General features: G+C 54.9%; 22 protein-coding genes and 1 pseudogene. 21 read left to right on the top strand and 2 right to left on the bottom strand.

Annotated features, from left to right (window positions below; all coding sequences use genetic code 11):
* The first annotated feature begins 1 nt into the window (after position 1).
* The 15 genes and pseudogenes from ACI0CA_RS10590 (at position 2) to ACI0CA_RS10520 (ending at position 12279) form a co-directional block, all read left to right on the top strand.
* Entirely contained in the window at positions 2-874 is an 873-nt protein-coding gene (locus ACI0CA_RS10590; RefSeq protein WP_446806834.1) for a secretion protein F, read from the top strand.
* 12 nt (positions 875-886) lie between these two features.
* Entirely contained in the window at positions 887-1282 is a 396-nt protein-coding gene (locus tag ACI0CA_RS10585) for a DUF4320 family protein (protein ID WP_418245690.1), read from the top strand.
* Entirely contained in the window at positions 1279-1815 is a 537-nt protein-coding gene (locus tag ACI0CA_RS10580; RefSeq protein WP_446806835.1) for a hypothetical protein, read from the top strand. Before ACI0CA_RS10585 ends, ACI0CA_RS10580 begins: the two co-directional genes overlap by 4 nt.
* 85 nt (positions 1816-1900) lie before the next feature.
* On the top strand, positions 1901-2479 hold the full coding sequence (locus tag ACI0CA_RS10575) for a DUF6550 family protein (RefSeq protein ID WP_418245688.1): 579 nt from the start codon (positions 1901-1903) through the stop codon (positions 2477-2479).
* Positions 2480-2557: 78 nt separating this feature from the next.
* The gene (locus ACI0CA_RS10570; RefSeq protein WP_446806836.1) at positions 2558-4312 is read left to right on the top strand and encodes a hypothetical protein; all 1755 of its coding nucleotides are present in this window, start codon (positions 2558-2560) and stop codon (positions 4310-4312) included.
* Positions 4313-4342: 30 nt separating this feature from the next.
* Positions 4343-4681, top strand: coding sequence for a DUF3852 domain-containing protein (locus tag ACI0CA_RS10565; RefSeq protein WP_412392230.1), 339 nt, complete (start codon positions 4343-4345; stop codon positions 4679-4681).
* A 163-nt stretch (positions 4682-4844) separates the two neighbouring features.
* The gene (locus ACI0CA_RS10560) at positions 4845-5117 is read left to right on the top strand and encodes a hypothetical protein (protein ID WP_446807001.1); all 273 of its coding nucleotides are present in this window, start codon (positions 4845-4847) and stop codon (positions 5115-5117) included.
* A gap of 94 nt (positions 5118-5211) precedes the next feature.
* Entirely contained in the window at positions 5212-6111 is a 900-nt protein-coding gene (locus ACI0CA_RS10555; RefSeq protein WP_446806838.1) for a conjugal transfer protein TrbL family protein, read from the top strand.
* Positions 6108-6488, top strand: a pseudogene (locus ACI0CA_RS10550) (DNA cytosine methyltransferase); the annotation flags it as partial. The gene ACI0CA_RS10555 and the pseudogene ACI0CA_RS10550, both read left to right, overlap by 4 nt.
* Positions 6424-7926 (top strand): DNA cytosine methyltransferase, encoded by a 1503-nt coding sequence (locus tag ACI0CA_RS10545; protein ID WP_446806839.1) that lies wholly within the window; start codon positions 6424-6426, stop codon positions 7924-7926. The pseudogene ACI0CA_RS10550 and the gene ACI0CA_RS10545, both read left to right, overlap by 65 nt.
* 116 nt (positions 7927-8042) lie before the next feature.
* Entirely contained in the window at positions 8043-8330 is a 288-nt protein-coding gene (locus tag ACI0CA_RS10540; RefSeq protein ID WP_446806840.1) for a 4-oxalocrotonate tautomerase, read from the top strand.
* 62 nt (positions 8331-8392) lie between these two features.
* Entirely contained in the window at positions 8393-8656 is a 264-nt protein-coding gene (locus tag ACI0CA_RS10535) for a hypothetical protein (RefSeq protein WP_321044566.1), read from the top strand.
* A gap of 47 nt (positions 8657-8703) precedes the next feature.
* A complete protein-coding gene (locus ACI0CA_RS10530; protein ID WP_446806959.1) occupies positions 8704-9237 on the top strand; it encodes a hypothetical protein in 534 nt (177 codons plus the stop codon).
* Positions 9238-9319: 82 nt separating this feature from the next.
* The gene (locus ACI0CA_RS10525; protein WP_446806960.1) at positions 9320-11083 is read left to right on the top strand and encodes a VirB4 family type IV secretion system protein; all 1764 of its coding nucleotides are present in this window, start codon (positions 9320-9322) and stop codon (positions 11081-11083) included.
* Positions 11083-12279, top strand: coding sequence for a hypothetical protein (locus ACI0CA_RS10520; RefSeq protein ID WP_446806841.1), 1197 nt, complete (start codon positions 11083-11085; stop codon positions 12277-12279). The genes ACI0CA_RS10525 and ACI0CA_RS10520 overlap by 1 nt, the downstream gene beginning before the upstream one ends.
* 149 nt (positions 12280-12428) lie before the next feature.
* On the opposite strand, the gene ACI0CA_RS10515 is transcribed toward ACI0CA_RS10520, so the two are convergent.
* On the bottom strand, positions 12429-12779 hold the full coding sequence (locus ACI0CA_RS10515) for a helix-turn-helix domain-containing protein (RefSeq protein ID WP_446806842.1): 351 nt from the start codon (positions 12777-12779) through the stop codon (positions 12429-12431).
* Between the two features lie 17 nt (positions 12780-12796).
* Positions 12797-13384, bottom strand: a complete 588-nt coding sequence (locus tag ACI0CA_RS10510; RefSeq protein ID WP_446806843.1) for a hypothetical protein — start codon at positions 13382-13384, stop codon at positions 12797-12799.
* A gap of 132 nt (positions 13385-13516) precedes the next feature.
* Between ACI0CA_RS10510 and ACI0CA_RS10505 the strand changes: the two genes are divergently transcribed.
* From ACI0CA_RS10505 to ACI0CA_RS10480, 6 genes are all read left to right on the top strand, one after another.
* On the top strand, positions 13517-13789 hold the full coding sequence (locus ACI0CA_RS10505) for a DUF6103 family protein (RefSeq protein ID WP_446806844.1): 273 nt from the start codon (positions 13517-13519) through the stop codon (positions 13787-13789).
* 1 nt (position 13790) lies between these two features.
* On the top strand, positions 13791-14798 hold the full coding sequence (locus tag ACI0CA_RS10500; RefSeq protein ID WP_446806845.1) for a hypothetical protein: 1008 nt from the start codon (positions 13791-13793) through the stop codon (positions 14796-14798).
* A 134-nt stretch (positions 14799-14932) separates the two neighbouring features.
* On the top strand, positions 14933-15373 hold the full coding sequence (locus tag ACI0CA_RS10495) for a hypothetical protein (RefSeq protein ID WP_446806846.1): 441 nt from the start codon (positions 14933-14935) through the stop codon (positions 15371-15373).
* A 370-nt stretch (positions 15374-15743) separates the two neighbouring features.
* On the top strand, positions 15744-16151 hold the full coding sequence (locus tag ACI0CA_RS10490) for a hypothetical protein (RefSeq protein ID WP_446806847.1): 408 nt from the start codon (positions 15744-15746) through the stop codon (positions 16149-16151).
* 3 nt (positions 16152-16154) lie between these two features.
* The gene (mobP3, locus tag ACI0CA_RS10485) at positions 16155-18113 is read left to right on the top strand and encodes a MobP3 family relaxase (RefSeq protein ID WP_446806848.1); all 1959 of its coding nucleotides are present in this window, start codon (positions 16155-16157) and stop codon (positions 18111-18113) included.
* A 14-nt stretch (positions 18114-18127) separates the two neighbouring features.
* On the top strand, positions 18128-19045 hold the full coding sequence (locus tag ACI0CA_RS10480) for a DUF3991 and toprim domain-containing protein (protein ID WP_446806849.1): 918 nt from the start codon (positions 18128-18130) through the stop codon (positions 19043-19045).

The following is a 19045-nucleotide window of genomic DNA, read 5'->3' as shown; positions in this document are numbered from 1 at the left end:
TGTGAAACTGCTGCTATTTCTGTTCGGCGCCGCCTTGGCTGCTGGACTGTATTTCGTTCTGGCGGACATGCTGAAGATCCCCAGGCTGGCAACAGAGCGTGCCCTCATCTCCGCAGGACGCAAGGAGCGCAGTCTTGTGAAATCTATGGAGACGCTCGTCTTGGGATGGTCGCTGAAGCTGGCTCCGCTGATCCGCTTGGATGCCTACAAACGCAGACGGCTGGAAACGAAGCTGACTGCCGCAGGACTGGATATGACCCCCGAGGTCTTTACGGCTTACACCGTTCTGAAGCCCTGTCTCATCCTGCTGGGGATCATCCCGTGCCTCCTGATCTTGCCCATCCTGACACCATTGGTGGTAGTACTGGCGCTGCTCACTTACTTCAAGGAGAGCCGTCGGGCGGATGAACTGTGCAAGGCCAGAATGGAACTGGTGGAGGGTGAACTGCCTCGCTTTGTGGCGACCATCCATCAGGAACTGGCCGCCAGCCGGGATGTCCTGCGTATTCTGGAGAACTACAAGAAGCATGCCGGTCCCGACTTTGCCCGTGAACTGGATGTGCTGACGGCGGATATGCGCTCCTCCTCTTATGAGGCGGCACTGATTCGCTTTGAAGCCCGTATGGGCTCGGCCATCATCTCGGATATCGTCCGCGGTCTCGTCGGTATCCTGCGGGGCGATGACGGACGGATGTACTTCCAAATGCTCTCCCACGATTTGAAAGCATTGGAGCTGCAGCGCCTGAAAGCCAAGGCGGCGAAGATCCCGCCAAAGATCCGGGTGTTCAGCTTCCTCATGCTCATGTGCTTCATGCTGACGTACATCGTCATTATCGTCTACCAGATCATCAACTCGCTGGGTTCGCTGTTTTAAGGAGGAATGCCTATGAAGAAATTACGAAAACGGCACTCCGGCGAGGGATATATCGATGTATGCGTGCTGGTAGTCTGCGCTATGCTGGTGCTGGCACTGGCGGTGCGAATCCTGCCGGTATTCGTCGCCAAGCAGCAGCTTGACACCTATGCGGTGGAGCTGGTACGGGAAGCGGAGATCTCTGGCAGAGTCGGAACGGAAACCAGCCGCCGTGCCGCGGCGCTGACGGACAGCACCGGACTGGATCCCAATATCCGCTGGTCGAAAACGGGTCGCATCCAGCTCAACGAGGAAGTCACCGTAACGCTGACATTGGACATGGACATCGGCCTGTTCGGCGGCTTCGGCTCATTTCCCATCACGCTGCGGTCGGAGGCCACCGGAAAGTCGGAGGTGTATTGGAAATGAGAAAGCACCCCTTCTTTCGCCGCCACCCCGGTGAGGGCACCCCCATGATCCTTGCCATCGTGCTGGTCCTGCTGATGCTTTTTTGCACGGTCGCGGAGTTCAGCCGGGTGTGGATCATTGCCCAGGGTGTCAAGGAGGCTGCCCAACAGGCGGTCATCTCCACCATCAACGACAACTATGATGATGTGTACCACGCTGTGCGGGAGGGCTATGCCGCAGGCTGGTATCCGGACGGCACAGGCCGATGGGATGAGAGCGTGGATACCGGCGATGTGTACGGTCAGCTGGCATCAACGCTTGGACTGGAGAACACCGGCAGCGGATATCAGAAGATCTCAAACGGAAATGTGGAATATACCATCTCTGGCCTGAGCGTGGAGTTGAGCAACAACGCCCTCAGTTCCGGCCAAAGCAAGGGCTATACCGCCGCAGTGGAGATCCGCTTGGAGGTACCGGTGCGATTCCTTGGGAACCTTTTGCCCGCAGCTGAAATGATGCTGCACACGGAAGCCAAATATGTGCCGGTATTCTGAAAAAGTTTCGCTTTCCCAATAGACTTACGCCGAAAGGTGTGGTATTGTCCAATCAAGAGAAAAATCAGAAAAAGGAGGAAAATCAATGAACGACAAGACGAAACGGATCATCCTCATCACCGCCTGCTGCCTGCTATGCGGTGTGGCCGTCATCGGGATCGCCGGACGCTTCGGTGGAAATACGGTGACGCCCTCCGGAACGGTATCCGGCAGTCAGCCGGACAGCAACGATCCCAATGTGAACATCAACAATAGCCAGGGAGATGTGAATGTCCCCTCGCTGACGCCGGAGCAGAGTGACCCCGGCCAGGGTGCAAACTCCAATGGCACGGAGCAGACCATCCAGGCGAACCCCGTTAAGCCGGACGCTCCAGAAAAGCCGGAATCGCCCAGCGGCACGGCGACACTTCCGGATGATCACAAAGCGGAGGATGTACCGACCTCGGAACGCAAGACGGAGGATGAACCGCATCCCACATATCCGGAACAGCCCACCTCCAAGCCTGCGGAATCCCAGCCCGCCGCAGGAAGCACGAACTCCTCCGGTCAGGTATATGTGCCGGGCTTTGGCTATGTAGACAGCAGCGGTGATAACACGGTCATCGATGGACAGGACATCTACGAAAACGGAAATAAAATCGGTGAAATGGGCGGCGGGAACTAACAGTACTCCCAATCAGCATGGCGCAGTCAGAAATGGCTGCGCCTTTTCTTTTTCCAGAGACTTCGAAAGGAGGTATCCATGAAGCGACTTCTCGCACTTTTGCTTTCCCTTGTGCTCATGCTGGGTGCGGCTGTTCCAGCTTATGCCACCGGTGACGGTAACTTCGACGGCGGTGGCGGCGGCATGGGCAGCGGCACATCCACCAACTACTGGAATCCGGGTATGGACGGTGTCCGCATTTCCGTGGTGAATGTGGACAGCCACGCTGTCGTGGGAAATACCGTTGACTGGAGCAATCAGAATCCGAGCACCAACATGATCCACTTCGGAAAGGTATCCAAGCTCTCTTATAACAGTGGGCGGGCGTTGTCACCTGTCGTGGGCGGCTATGTCTGCGTCCGTCCGGCGCAGAGTCTGCCTCGCATCATTTCGACCGGCGACTATCCCGCCAGCATTGCGGCGATTCGAAGCTACTTTACAGACGAGCAAGTCATTCGGGCGATTGCCGGATATGTGGGAATAGACTTTGATACGCTTATTGCCGGCGATTACAAAATCGTTGTCGAGCCTATCGCCTACTTCGTCTACGGTGGAGCCTACTATGCCATGACGGCCACGGAAGCGGCGCTCTATGACCAAAAGGTAAACGGAGATCTCCGAAGCAAGATGGGATCGCTGACCCATAAGAATCTGCCGCTGGCCATCTTCCTTGAAGAAGCAGATCTGGGCTATCCCGCATGGTCTGGCAGCACCAACAGCAAGGTCAGCAACGATCAGATCATCGCGTCCCTCGGCATCGGTGTCGTCCGCTTCAACGGTGAGCTGGAGCCGCCCGATGTAAACGACTTCGACTATGAATACCGAGTCGAGACCGATGTGATCTCCTCGGTGGAGGTGAGCGGCGGGCAGTCCGACCCGGATAATCCTGTGACTGTTCGCTTTGTGATTCAAGGCAGAACTTACACCGTCAGCAATGTCTACTATCCGGACGGCGACAGTCAATTGGTATGGGTGAAGTGGCACACGCCGTCAGAGCCCTGCGTCATTACGATTGCCGTCAGCGTGTCTGGCGGCGGCACAGCGCAGAGCACAATCACCTGCAACGTTGTGGACTTGGACGGCAACGATCCGCCCAACCCGGTGGCGGATGACCGCAATGATGCTTTCCGTCAGTCCACCATTCCAGAGAAAGATCAAGTGACCTCGGCATCCTGGGGCATTTGGTCACCCTGGTGGCAGGAAAATTGGGAATGGGTAGAGAACTGGGAGAAGTGCTGGCACACGGATCGCTGGGTGGATGATAACAATGTGGTTCACCGTGACCGCTGGTATCACTGGGTAGATAACGGCTGGTGGGAGGATCATGGCTGGTGGGAGTTTGACTACAACGGCTACTCCGCAAGCCTGACTGCATCCATGCGCATCACGCCGGACAGCCTGTCACCCACAGCGACTGCAGCTACCATGAAAAGCGGGTACGGAATTCAGGAGAAAGTAACGGCCAGAGTAACGACCACGCAGAGCGCGGCCGTCACGGCAGCGCAGAATGCTGTGACCTATTTCCCTGAATTCGGGTACGAAGGCTTCTGGAGACTGCTGAACCGCAGCATCAGCGGCAAGAGCACCGCCTTCGCTTTCAAAAATAACCACTACAGCACCTATGACCGCCCGACCCACTTCACACCTATCTGGTACCCGGACGGCAGCTACACGCCGTATACCTGGCTTTTGGACTGCTGGACACCCACGGGAATGCTCAGTATGAACCTGACGGATTCCGTGCGCATCACCGGTGACCTGTGGGAAGAATGGCATATCGCACCCGCAAAATAACAACAATAATTGGAGGTATCTATGAGCAAAATGAAATGCAAGCGACTTTGTGTGATGCTGACCCTGTCCCTGCTGTTGGTCTGCATGATGGGAACCACGGCCTTTGCTGCCGGCACCGGCGATGTGGCCGGAGCGGTGGAAAGCACCTGGGCCACGGCATCCACGCAGATCAAGACCGTCGTCAACAACGTGGTGTTTCCCGCCATTGACCTGATCCTTGCGGTGTTTTTCTTCGCCAAACTCGGCACAGCTTATTTTGACTACCGAAAGAGTGGCCAGTTCGAGTGGACGGCTCCCGCCATCCTGTTCGCGTGCCTCGTGTTCACGCTGACGGCACCGCTGTACATCTGGCAGATTATCGGAATCTGAGGTGTAGGCAATGACTTTTTACGAACAGGAACTCCGGAAAATTATCGGAGAGCAATATCCCGATGCCACCTATGTGGGCAGAGTCTGCTATGTGCGTCTGAGCGATATGAATCGGGCAAAGATCCAATTTGTCACTGGAAGCGTTGCCAATCAGTACAACGCCTTGCAGTTGACGATCCTGAACCGCAGCGAAGGACAGGTGGATACCCTGCGCCTTCGCTTTTCGGATCTGCTGGGGACGAAGGTAACTTCCAACCCCAACTTCCACAATGGTGTTGACCCGCACATTTGGGATGACTATGGAAAAGTAGACTGGTATGTGTATCACCCCACCCGGCAGGACTACGAGAAGCTCTCCAACGCAGTATCGGACTATCTGGAGGTGTTCCAAGACATGAGCCAGTCTGCCGATCAGCAGTGGGCGCAGACAATGTAAACCGAGCATGATTTGAAGGCCGTGCCAACTGTACGGCCTTTGCCATATCCCAAGCAGTTGGTGCGGCCTCACCCAGAGGAGGTGAAACCGATCAATGTTTATTTGGGATTTTGTTGCCGATAAGATCCTCGGCCAGATCGTGGATTGGTTCTACGGTCAGGTCGTGGGCTTTCTCGGCAACTTCTTCGCAGAGATGGGAAACATGGGTGTCGAACTCTTCGAAATGTCCTGGGTGCAGAGCATCGTACTGTTCTTCTCCTATCTCGCTTGGGCGTTGTACGGAACCGGGCTGGTCGTGTCCTGCTTTGAATGCGGCATCGAGTATTCCAGCGGGCGGGGCAACATCCGCGAAACCGCACTCAATGCCATCAAGGGCTTTATGGCCGTGAGCCTGTTTACTGTCGTCCCGGTCCGGCTCTATGAGCTTTCGGTAACGCTGCAGGGGCAACTCACCGCAGGGATCACCGGCTACGGTGCATCCATCGGAGATGTGGCAAGTGATATCATGCAGGAGTTCAGCGCCGTGGAATCGCTGACCGATTTGGCATCCGGCCCGTTTCTCGGCTTTGGCAGTATCACCAGCGGGATCATGATCCTGTTCTGCATCATCCTTATGGCGTATGCGATCATCAAGGTCTTCTTTGCGAACCTCAAACGCGGCGGTATCCTGCTGATTCAGATTGCCGTGGGAAGTCTGTATTTGTTTTCTGTGCCCCGTGGCTATACGGACGGCTTCATCCAGTGGTGCAAACAGATCATCGGCCTGTGTCTGACCGCATTTTTGCAGGCGACGATCCTCATCGCTGGGCTCATGGTGTTTAAGGACCACGCACTGTTGGGTCTTGGTTTGATGCTTTCGGCTGGCGAGATCCCCCGCATTGCCGGAGCGTTTGGCTTGGATACGACAACAAGAGCCAACATTATGAGCGCGGTATATACGGCGCAGGCCGCTGTAAACACCACGCGCACGATCGTGCAGGCGGTGTCAAAATGAGCGGGCTCACTATGGGAAGCCTGTTTGACGGCATCGGTGGTTTTCCTCTGGCTGCCATTCGCAGCGGCATTACGCCGGTGTGGGCTTCGGAGATTGAAGCCTTTCCCATTGAGGTCACGAAGCAGCGCTTCCCAAGCATGATCCATGTGGGTGACATCACAAAGCTCAACGGCGCAGAACTTCCGCCCGTAGATATCATCTGCGGCGGCAGCCCGTGCCAGGATTTATCCGTGGCTGGAGCGAGAGCCGGATTATCCGGCGCCCGCTCTGGTTTGTTTATGGAGCAGGTTCGACTGGTAAAGGAGATGAGAAATGCAGACGAACAAAGAGGCCGAACAGGTCACGCTGTCCGACCTCGGTATATGCTGTGGGAAAATGTTCCAGGAGCCTTCTCCAGCGGAACTCCCAAAGGCGAGGACTTCCGTATCGTCCTCGAAGAGATCGTCCGAGTTAAGTGCGGTTCCGTTTATGTCCCTGGACCTTACCCCTGGCCATGGCAATCTGCTGGGCGAATCCTACTGGGAACTGATTTCTCCCTGGCTTGGCGGTGCCTGGATGCTCAATACTGGGGTGTCGCCCAACGACGCAAGAGAATCTTCCTTGTCGCAGATTTTGCAGGACGCACCGCCGATAAAATATTATTTATCCCCGAAAGCATGTTTGGGGATCCTACGCCGAGCTTCTGAACGCGGGAAAGCACTGCCGCCGAAGCTGGGACGGGCTTTGAAGATCCAAGCCGGGTTGATGTGCCCGGACGGGCAACCTACGGATTTGAATGCCTTTCATATCAATCAGCGGGACGAGGGTATCGACCTGCACGGTGTGTCCGGTGCCTTGATGGCAACCACCAATATGCAGATGCAGACCTTCGTGACGCAGCCGGATGACACCGTCGAGGGCTTTGACGGTTACAATGGTGACCTGACCGGCGATGTTGCCGCCACGCTCGGCACGAACTGCGGGATGTCCACCGGCAGAAACGGTGTCATGGCCTTTGCTGCCAACCAAAGGGACGAGGTTCGTGACTTACATGATGTTGCGGGTGCTTTGAATGCGCAACCGGGAATGAAACAGCAAACCTTTGTAGCTGCCGCATTCTCGGCGGGAGCCGGTGCCTCTGCTGGGAGCATTGGGTATGGTGAGGAACTGGCTCCTACGCTGAAAGGCTCTGCCAGTGGAAACTGCATGCCATCCGTCCTGTGCCTGAATGATCAGGGCGGAAGCGTGATGGAGTGCTCTGAGAATGTGTCCGGTACTCTGCGGGCGCAGGAGCATGGACACCAGCCGCTTGTCTACGAAAACCATGGCATTGATGCCCGCTACACCGGCCCTCATCAGGTGGCGCCCACCATGTCCGCAAGATACGGAACAGGCGGAAACAACGTGCCGCTCGTAGAGCAGGAAGAAACCTTCTGCATCACGGGAAATGCCATTGACCGACAGCCGCAGAACGGCGGCAATGGGATCGGGTATCAGCGGGACATTGCATATACACTGACGGCCACCGATCATCATGCGGTCTACAGTCGCCAGCGTGTGGATGATTTCCGTGAGAATGGTGTGGTCAGCACGCAGAGCGCCCGCCAGCACAAGGACGCCACCGATCTCGTTTGCCAAAAGGCAGAAGCCTATGCCTATCTCATTCGACGCCTGACTCCGTTGGAGTGTGAGCGTCTGCAGGGCTTTCCGGATGGCTGGACGGACATCCCTGATGCTTCGGACAGCGCCCGATATAAAGCGCTGGGCAACAGTGTGGCGATACCCTGTGTGGAGTTCATTATGGGGCGGATCGCCGCAGCCCTTCGGGCGGTATAGCTGCCTTGGTGGTTTTGCTTCCGTTTCACATAGCTTCTTCGTTGAGTTTGGTGAATAGCTTTCCATGACTTCTTCCGGTATGCTTTGCTTGCAAAATCGAGGAAAGGAGCAGACCGATGGAGGGCAAAAAGAACCTCTGTGCCATGATTCCGGCAGAGCTTCACGCAAGGATCATGGCAGAGAAAGAAGAAATGAAGCTGGGTACACTGGCGGAATATGTGGAGCGCATCTTCACGGAACACTTTGAAGGAGGAAACGATATGCAGACAGAGCGGACCCTTGCGGTGAAGATCTCCGCAGAACTCTTCGACCGACTGAAAGAGTATCTGGAAAAGAATCACCTGAAGCAGAAGGACTTCATCACGCAACTGCTCCAGCAGGCGCTGGACAACGCAGAAGAATAATCAACCCACTGGATGGCCGCAGGGAAACCTGCGGCCATCTCTATTCTCCGGAGGTGAGAGCAATTTATATTTACCCTGATAATTTGACCGCAAAAGCCATGCTGTGGCTTTGGGAGCTGCGGGACATCGGCATTATTGGCGTGGGGCTTCTTATCTCTGTTCTGGCGCTGACCCAGACAGGCATCGCCCTGCCACTGGTGCTGACGGCTGTTTACGCTTTCCTCAGCATCCGGTTCGACGGAACCAGCATATTGGATTTCCTCAAATATGCCGCCGCGTTCCTGATTACAAAGCAGCAATTCTATGATTGGAGGTTGGAGTCGTGAGTAAAAAGCAGAAAAAGGACAAAGCCGCCCGCTCCACACGGCAACTCATGGGCATTGAGGAGATCAAGGACTACTGCATTGCCACCCGTATGGGCAATCTCGTGTTCTTCATCATCAAGCCCACTAACATCTCCGTCCTGCCGGATTCCAGCATCAGTGCCCGCATCTATGCGCTGCTGAATGTCGTAAAAGGACAGGCGGAAATCGAGATGCTGGCGCTCAATTCCAAAGAATCCTTCGAGCGCAATAAGGACTTTTACCGGGAGCGGCTGAGCCAGGAGGAACTGCCCGCAGTCCGCAGGTTGCTGGAGCAAGACAGCAAGCACCTGGACCGTATTCAGGTGCTCATGGCGTCCAGCCGTGAGTTTTATATTATCATCCGGCTGCGTGGTGAACAGGAGTCCGATGTGTTCTCCTACCTTTCCCGCATCGAGCAGAATATCAACGATAACGGCTTCACGACCCGCCGAGCCAGCGAGCAGGATCTCAAAAAGATGCTGGGTGTTTACTTTGAGCAGAACGTGACGACGGAAAAGTTTGAGGACTTCGACGGTGACCGCTGGGTCATTGTCGGTGAGTAAAGGAGGGGCTCATTTGGCAAAGAAAACGAAAAAAGCAGCGCCGCAGAGCCGGGAGACTGCAAGCATCAAATCCTTCCTGGATATGATCGCACCTTCCGTGGTCAAGTTCGAACCCGATCACTTCATCTGCGGCAACACCTTCCGCTGCGTGTGGGCGCTGCGGGAGTATCCGACCCAGACCGATGAGCAGGCTATTCTCCGACATCTGGGCGAAAAGGATGGGATCACGCTGCGTATCTACACCCGACAGGTAACACCTGCCGAGGAAAAGCGCATCATCCAGAATGCTGCCAACAAAAACCGCATGGGCAGCTCCAACACCAACGACCTGCAGCAGACGATCACGGCGGAAAGCAATCTGCAGGATGTGGCGTCGTTGGTAGCTTCCATGCACCGCAACCGAGAGCCGCTGCTCCACTGCGCCGTCTATATCGAGCTGACCGCTTCGGATTATAACACGCTCAAGCTGCTCCAGACCGATGTGCTGACGGAGCTGGTGCGGAGCAAGCTCAATGTGGACAGGCTCCTGCTTCGTCAGCAGCAGGGCTTCTGCTGTGCCAGCCCCGTGGGATACAACGCCTTCGGCCAGCAGTTCGAGCGTGTTCTCCCGGCATCCAGTGTGGCGAATTTGTATCCCTTCAACTATTCCGGCAAAACGGACGCAAAGGGCTTCTATGTCGGGCGGGACAAGTACGGCAGCAACATCCTCGTGGACTTCGACCAGCGCGATGAGGACAAGACCTCCGCCAACATCCTCATTCTCGGCAACTCCGGCCAGGGCAAATCCTATCTGATGAAGCTCCTAATCCTCAATCTGCTGGAGTCCGGAAAGTCCGTTATCACGCTGGATGCCGAGCATGAGCAGCAGGAAATGTGCGAGGCCGTGGGCGGCTGCTTTGCCGACCTCATGGCGGGAAAGTACATCATCAATGTACTGGAGCCGAAATGCTGGGATGATGGCGGTGACCCGGACGATACGGCAGCGCCGGAAGCCTTCCGCAAAAGCACTTTGCTGGCACAGCATGTTTCCTTTCTCAAGGACTTCTTCCGAGCCTATAAGGATTTCAGCGATGCCCACATCGACACCATTGAGATTATGGTGTCCAAGCTCTATGCGAAATGGGGAATCACGGAGCGAAGCAACTTCCGCCGCATGCGACCGGAAGACTATCCGATCCTCTCTGACCTCTATGACCTGATCGAAGAAGAATTCAAAAGCTACGATCCAAACGCTCATCTGCTCTATACGGAAAAGCTCCTGCAGGAAGTGCTGTTGGGACTGCATTCCATGTGCAAGGGCGCTGATGCACAGTTCTTCAATGGACATACCAATATTACCTCCAGCCGCTTCCTCGTTTTCGGCGTCAAGGGAATGCTGAGTGCCGCTAAAAATGTCCGCAACGCTATGCTGTTCAATGTGCTGTCCTTCATGTCGGATAAGCTTTTGACGGTCGGCAATACTGTAGCAGCACTGGACGAGCTGTATATCTGGCTGTCCAATCCCACGGCCATTGAGTACATCCGTAACTGCCTCAAGCGTGTGCGCAAAAAGGAATCCGCCATGCTGCTGGCCTCGCAGAATCTGGAGGACTTTGATCAGGAAGGCATCCGCGAGATGACCAAGCCGCTGTTCAGCATCCCGCCCCACCAGTTCCTGTTCAACGCGGGCTCCATTGATAAACGCAGCTACATGGAAATGCTCCAGTTGGATGAGGCGGAGTATAACCTCATCAAGTTTCCCCAGCGCGGTGTCTGTCTGTACAAGTGCGGCAACGAGCGCTACCTGTTGGAGGTACACGCCCCTTCATACAAGGAAAAGCTGTTTGGCACGGCGGGTGGTCGCTGATGGCAGTATCTTCAGGCATGATCGCAAAAGCCGCGGCGACAGTGCTCTCTAACGAAAAGCTGCGCAAAGGCGTGGGATGGACGCTGGTCGCAATTCTCTCGCCGATCATTGTACTCATCGCACTTCTGTGTTCCATTGGCTCTGGAGGTGCGGATCACAACAACCAGGCGGTAGCTGCAGCCTTCTATGGCGTGAACTACTCGACAGAAGTACCCGCAGAATTCCGGTATCATATCGAGGAGATGCGTACCGCTTTTTCTCTTCTGGATTCGGCAGTGGCTTCCGTTAATGGGCAAACAGAAAGCGGAAACGGCCTTGACCCGATTCGAGTCAAGGCCATTTTTTATGCCCTCTGCTTTGGCGAGGATGCTCCGTCTGCACGGGCGGCCAACCGTTTCGTAGAATGCTTCTACACGTGGGAAACCCGTACCCGCACGGTAGACGTTGAGAACGACGATGGCACGGTTACCAGTACGGAGGAAGAATATACCGTCGCTGTTCCGGTTTCGTTATATCAGGCGTATGCCAATCTGGAAGCAGAACTTGGCAGGGCGATCACAGAGGATGACAAGAGCAATATCAACCATATCTATTCCATGATCGCCGGTACGGCGGGCGGCGGAAATTACAGCGGTGAGTTCCTTCGCGGAGATGGAAGCAGTATCGATTTGGACATCTCAGCCTTTGCTGATCCCAACAGCAAGAATGCCGCCGACCTGGTCACCTATGCTATCCACGCATGGGAATCCGGCTGGGGCTATGTCTGGGGAACCTACGGCGATGTGCTGACCGAATCGCTCTTTGCCTACAAGCTGGAACAGTACCCTGACGGTGTCGGCAGCTACGAAGATTTTATCCGTGCCAACTGGCTGGGCGGCAGGACCACCGACTGCGTGGGCCTCATCAAGGGATACGGTTGGCTGTCCCCGGAAACGATGACCATTGACTATGGCAGCCATGGAATGCCGGATATCGGTGCCAACCAGATGTACTATAGCGCCACGGAGTCTGGCACCATCGATACCATGCCGGACATTCCCGGTCTTGCCGTTTGGCATGACGGGCACATCGGCGTTTACATTGGCGGCGGTCAGGTCATTGAGGCCATGGGAACAAAGTATGGTGTTGTCAAAACAGAATTGGCCGGCCGAGGATGGACGCACTGGCTGAAGATTCCGTATATCAATTATGACTGAGGAGATGAGCTATGGCTTAATGAAAAAGCACTTGCCCATAAAAAGTCAACGCATCTGACGAAGGAAAACCTACACGCATTTCAGACGGACGGCTATGTCAACAATGAGAATAAAATAAGGAGAGCGCCCGAATGGGTACTCTCCTCATCTTATCGTTGAAGTAAGCCAACAGCCTGCATAAGCAAGAGATGTATATAGCCAGGGCAAGAACGACGTCCAGCTTCCCAATCCTCAATTGTACGGCAGGGAATGCAAAAACGAATTCCAAATCCGGCTTGTGATAAACCGGTGACATTGCGGATATCACGAATGGTGGTGTGCGCAGCATCCCATACGACTCCGATGGTATTCAAGTGTTTAGCGGATAGTTTGTGACCTTCCGAATCTCCCCACAGGCTGGACATTGCCCATTCTGATATAAAGGCATCACGATCTATGCTTTCCAGCGCATCTGAAAAAAGCACATGAAATTGTTGGTCGGTTATGTGATGGATTCTCATGGCAACACACCATCTTATTATGCCATAGGATTCGACCGCTCACCGTTTTCCTCCAATGAGAGCTGCGCATCCAATTCTTCACGCCAACCGTCCGGTATCGGCTCTTCATATGCCTTATAGACGGGGCTGATGGCAAGAACATTCACCGCAATCTTGCGTCGGGTGCCAGTCTCTTGCGGGATGGAAAGAAACAGCCCAGAGTGAACGGCGGCATTAAAGGCCGCCTCATCACTGCCTGTCTCTCGAGTACTGGAAGGCTTGCCGATGTATGCGTAGACAGAGCTTCCCATGCCATCGCGTGCAGCACGTCCGATTTTTTCCGAGGCGTGAAGTCCATGCCGTGTTACATTGGCGATTTGATAGGGACCAACTAAAACCTCATCCGGCAGTTCAATCCGAACAAGTACACGGCGGTTCAATTCCTCGTAACTATTCCAACCGATAGCGGCAAGCTGAGATCCTGCAGTTGTTCCCTCGGGAGGTGTGCTGAGACCAGAAACAGCCGCAAATCCATCGTAATCTTTAAAGGGCATATGTTCTGTGGCATCGGCTCTGGGTTTGGATGCTGCGAAAATAGAGAGTGTCAGTAAATACGTTCTGCTCATCGTTCAACCTCCTGGGCAATGCCACATTTATATGTCGCTATAATACCACGCAATGCGAGGTATTACAAGGCCCTTCAACATAATTAGGAAGCTCAAAACATGTACAATAACGATCTGAGAAAAGGAGTTATTATGAAGAAAGTAAACATCACCATCACCTTTGATGATGACAAGCTGGACGCACTGGAGTTTTCTCTCCGTAAGGAACACTCCTCCGTGCAGGCCCGCATGGACGATGCACTCAAGCAGCTCTATGAGCAGACGGTGCCGGAAGCTGTGCGGGAGTATCTGGACAGCAAGGCTGTCCCTGCTCCCAAGCCCAAGCGCACCGCCAAATCTGTCGCACCCAAAACGCCGAGTAGTGAGCCGAAGCCCACGGCAGTCACGGTGAAGGAGGGCAACTGATATGGCACAGCAGGAAGAAATCGTTCTGTGGATCGACCAGCGTTGGAAAAATGCTATCGAGAAGCATCTCAAGGATGAAACCCTGCAGGAGCACCTGGAGAATGTGCTGGACGAGCTGTGCAATCAGCTTCCAGAGCGGGAGTATGAGCGCATCAGCCGTGCAATCCAATCGGAAGCCGCCGCGCAGCGTGCGGAGGAAGAAGCGGCCCGAACTTATGCCGTCTACCATGTGACGGAGCGTGGTCAGGAATGGTACTTCAAAACCTCGCCCGGTGAGGAGCTGTTGGCAGTCGGGAAAAAGCTGCGCGGTTATGTTACGAAGGGCAGCGGCGTGGCGCCGGACAAATTCATCGGAATGTTTTTCGGCGGGCAGCCCATCACAGCAAAAGAGTTTGACGCCCTGACAGCCCTTCGCATGGAGAACACCGGAAAGGTGCGCGGTGTGTTCGATGTGAACTTCGACAAGCGTGAGTTCTCCGCTGTTCACATTATGGATGGCTGGCAGACGTGGGCCATGCGTGATGTATCGGTGGCGGTCTATCACGCCACCCGGTCGCAGTTCGCATCGGGCGATGATAAGTGGCGCAAGCTGTTAGATCATCTGAAGGGCAAAGAGATCACCTCGGCAGGTCATCTCTCCGCACAGAACTTTTCCTTCGGTGAGGAAATCATCGAATCAGACGGTAAGCTCAACTTTTATCTGCAGGCGGACTTCGATGTAGATGCCGCTTTCGGTACATTCGTCTGCACCGATCAGAACGATGACTGGCTCAACATCTACGCCAACTATGACGTGGAGCAGGATCGTCTGTGCGTCACGCTGGAACTGAACCTTTGCAAGGGAGACGGATCGGAAGAAAGCTGGAGTTACCCCCTTAACGCCGCAGAGCAGGAAGTTCTGCTCCGCAAGATGGAGGCGTTCTGCCAGCAGCAAACCGGCGTGAGCCTGCACGAGTACGCCCAGCAGCTTCGGGAGGAGCAGAGTGCTGCGCCGGAGCAGTCCATGTGATGGGTGCAAAGCCATTGGTTTTGCACAGGATTGGCTACGGATCTTTTGTTGGTTTTCGTAGATAGCTTTCCACGCCGTGCTGTGGCATTGTGTTTGCAAGGGCAACACCCTAATCAAAAAAGGAGAAGACAACTATGACAATTGAAAATGCGAAGGAACTGCAAATGAACATCGCAAAAGAGGGGCTGGCACTGCTGATGCTTCACCCCGCCTTCGACGTGCAGCCTCACCGCGAGTGCATCTCCCTCATCGGCGCAGCGTGGGACATCCCTGTGGGTGACACGCAGGAGGTCATCTTGCTCCTGGATCGTGAGCTGGATGCAATCCACACCGTGGGAGAAGGCGGCACGGTGGCACATGTGCTGCCGGAGGAAGAACTTCCGATGAATGCCACCGGCTTGGAGACGCTGGACAATATCTGGGATCTGTTCGAGACGACTTTGCACACAGACAGTGCATACGCCAAGACGAAGCTGTTCGAAATGGCAAAATGGCTGGAGGAGTCTCAGAACCTGCTGGACTGGATCGAACAAGCACCGAAGGAAAAGCAGATGTGGATGGAACAAGCCAACTGAGCAATTTCCGTAATTGCTGGAGCCGCCCTATCCTGGGCGGCTCCACTTGTTCCGCCGTGTCCGCCCCTGTGGGCCGCTGTGTGCGCTTTTTACAGGCAGCCCGAGCGAGTACCCCACCGTGGGGATTGGGGCGGGCTTTGAACCGCTTTGTGGGGAGACTGGCATCCGACGAAAGAAAAGCAGGAGAAAGAGCCGGGGACAAAGCGCCCCGGCTCGACCCACTTCTGCCCGCAGTGCGGGCAGTTTTCGGCTTTTTGGGCTGGGGACAAAATAGCACCTTGCGGGGTGGCTTGGACCCTATAAACCGGAAAATCCCCGTGGGACAAGGGTTTCCAGCGGGGACAACACGAAAATAAGGAGGAATTTATCAGTGGAACACAACGACAAAATCAAAAAGGCTTTCTGGATCACGGAGGATATGGACAGAGAGATCGATGCACATCTGAAGCAGGATAACTGCAGCAGCCGAAGCGAGTTCGTGATGAAAGCGCTCAAGTTCTATGTCGGCTACTTGAACACGAAGAACGCCTGTGCGTTTCTGCCTGAAGTACTCTCCGCTACGCTGACCGGAACGCTGGATGGTTTTGCGGGCCGCATTAGCTCTCTGCTTTTCAAGCAGGGCGTGGACATCAACCTGATGGCGCAGATCATTGCCTATGATACCGATATCGATGAAGGCGCATATGAGCGACTGCGCGGCAGGGCCATCCGTGATATGAAGCGGACCAATGGCCGTATCTCCTTCAAGGATGCAATGGACTTTCAGAAATCGGTGTAAGCGATGGCGAAGCTCGTACAGAAAAGTGGCTATATCAAATCTGGGAAAGCCAGCGGGTACATGCGCTACATCGCTACCCGTGAAGGCGTGGAGAAGTTGGCCGGAAACGGTGCGGTCACAAAAGGTCAGCGTGAGCTCATTCAAAAACTGCTCACGGACTTTCCGGATGCGGTGGAACTGTTTGAGTACGAGGACTACTGCAAAACGCCGACGCTTGGTACGGCTTCCGCATTTATCAGTATGGCACTGGATGCTAACCTTCATGAAATCGATTCGGAGAGCGGATATATGCAGTATATCGCTACCCGCCCCCGCGTGCAGAAGCACGGAAGCCATGGCCTGTTCAGTTCTGCCACTGCCGTAGATCTCGATTCGGCAATGTCAGAGCTGGAAACTCATGAGGGAAATGTGTGGACCATCATCTACTCTCTGCGCCGTGAGGATGCCGCTCGTTTGGAATACGACAACGCCGATGCGTGGCGCACGCTCCTCATGGAGAACGCACCGACGCTGGCGAAGTCGATGAAGATATCGCTCGATAACTTCCGCTGGTACGCCGCCTTCCATAACGAGGGGCATCACCCGCACATCCATATGATGGTCTGGTCAGACGATCCGAAAGAAGGATTCCTGACCAAAGATGGGATCGCGGCGATGCGCTCCAAGCTGACCAATGCTATCTTCCGGAATGAAATGCAGCAAATCTATGAACGCAAGGATGTGGCCTACTCAGACTTAGTGGAGACAGCGCAGAATGCCATGCGGGAAATGATCAGCCGGATGCAGCACCAGATCTGCGACAGCCCGATCATTGAGGATAACATGCGTCAGCTTGTGCAGGCACTGGAAGCGACTACCGGAAAGAAACAGTATGGCTATCTCAAGAAGCCGCTGAAGCAGCTTGTCGATACCATCGTGGATGCGCTGGCGGAGCTGCCGGAGGTCTCTGAATGCTATGAGGTGTGGAATCAGATCCATGAGGAGCTGAACGAGTGTTACGGTCACAGCACCCCGTGGGAGCGACTCCCGCTATCCCAACGCAAGGAGTTTCGCAAAATCAAAAACGACATCATCCGGGAGGCCGAGAACATTCGCCTCGGCCTCCCAACCTTTGAGGATGAAAGGATGCAGGATGAGCCGGAGCCGGAAAGTCAGAAGGAGGAGCATCAGTCCTACAGCGTGTACGAGCGGGCGCAGCGATACCGTACTGCAAAGGCCGTTCTGCAGGACATCTATGCGCTGGATGCGGAACATGCAGACGCAGTCAAAGCGCTGGAGCAGCTCTGGGAGGAAGGATATACCGTTGCGGCACATCAGCTTGGTAAGTTCTATCGGGATGATCTCTCCACCTTGCGTGACCACGAAAAAGCGGAGCAGTGGTTTCGGCGCTCCGCAGAAGCCGGTAATGATTTCTCGGAATACGCCCTCGGGAAGCTGCTCCTCACGCAGAAGCGCACAGTAGAAGCTCTGGAATGGTTGGACAAGGCCGCAGAACAGGACAATCAGTTTGCACGGTATCGGCTCGGAAAGTTTTATCTCACCGGTGAGCCCGTGCCGAAGGATGTAGAAAAGGCTCTTGCGTACCTGACAGCCTCCGCTGATCAGGGAAATCAATTTGCACAGTACACCTTGGGCAAGTTGTATCTCTTAGGGCGGGATGTCCCCCCAGATCGTGAGCAGGCCAAAGAATGGCTGATCCGATCTGCGGCACAGGGCAATGAGTATGCGCGATTCTTTCTCGACCGCTTTGACCAGTTCCGGGATCCGTCTGTCATGCTGGCGGCAACCAAGCTGCTCCATCACATGAGCAGGATATTCCAGAACAATTCCGTTCCGCCAAGTAACCCAGCGGGAATCCGCGTCGATTCCAAACGTCGCAGACGGCTTGTAGAGAAGCGTGTGGCTATGGGCCACAAGGCGGACGACCATGAGGAGCAGACACAGTATCAGCAGAGTATGTAAAAAAGGAGGACTCCATGTCAAGTTATATTCATTTCACCGAAGAACAGAAACAGCGTGCCGCCGCAGTAGATCTGGAGGAGTTCCTGCACTGCCGTGGTGAAAAGCTGCTTTCCTCCGGCAGGGAAAAACGTCTTGCCAGTGACCACAGCGTGACCGTCCGAGGCAACGAATGGTATGACCATGCGGAGGAGCGAGGCGGACACGCCGTCAGCTTTGTGCAGAGGTTTTATGGTCTCAGCTATCCGGATGCAGTGACGCTGCTGTTGGGCGGTGAACTGGGAACAGCGTATCCCTCTGCCGGAGAGCGCACCGAGGAACCTGCGAAACCATTTGCACTTCCGCCTGCCAACAAAGATATGCGCAGAGTGTTTGCGTATCTCATCAAGCATCGCGGCATCGCAAGAGATGTGGTGGCGCACTTTGCCAAGGCCGGACTTCTGTATGAAGATGCCGAGTATCACAATGCCGTCTTTGTCGGTACGGATACAGATAGTGTCCCTCGCCACGCCCACAAGCGCAGCGCCAACAGCTACGGAAAAGCCTTCCGGCTGAACGTGGAGGGCAGCGACCCGCGATACAGCTTCCATCATGTCGGCACAGGCAGAAGCCTGTATGTGTTCGAAGCACCTATCGATATGCTGTCCTACATCACGCTTCATCCGGAAAGCTGGCAGCGGCACAGCTATGTAGCCTGTTGCGGCACATCCATTCAGCCGGTATTGCAGATGTTGGAACAAGTGCCGCAGCTCGACACCGTCCTGCTCTGCCTCGATAACGATGAAGCTGGTCATCAGGCCAGCCGCCGGATGCGGAATCAGTTAGAGGTGCGCTATTCCGTGGAGTGCCTGATCCCAGAGAACAAAGACTGGAATGACGACCTGACCCTGAGCGCCGAAAACGCTCAGGGCTTTTCTATGAATGAAATGAGGTGA

Source organism: Hominenteromicrobium mulieris (genome assembly GCF_046197855.1).
Taxonomy (GTDB): Bacteria; Bacillota; Clostridia; order Oscillospirales; family Acutalibacteraceae; genus Hominenteromicrobium; species Hominenteromicrobium mulieris.
This window is presented reverse-complemented; position numbering and strand designations above follow the sequence as displayed.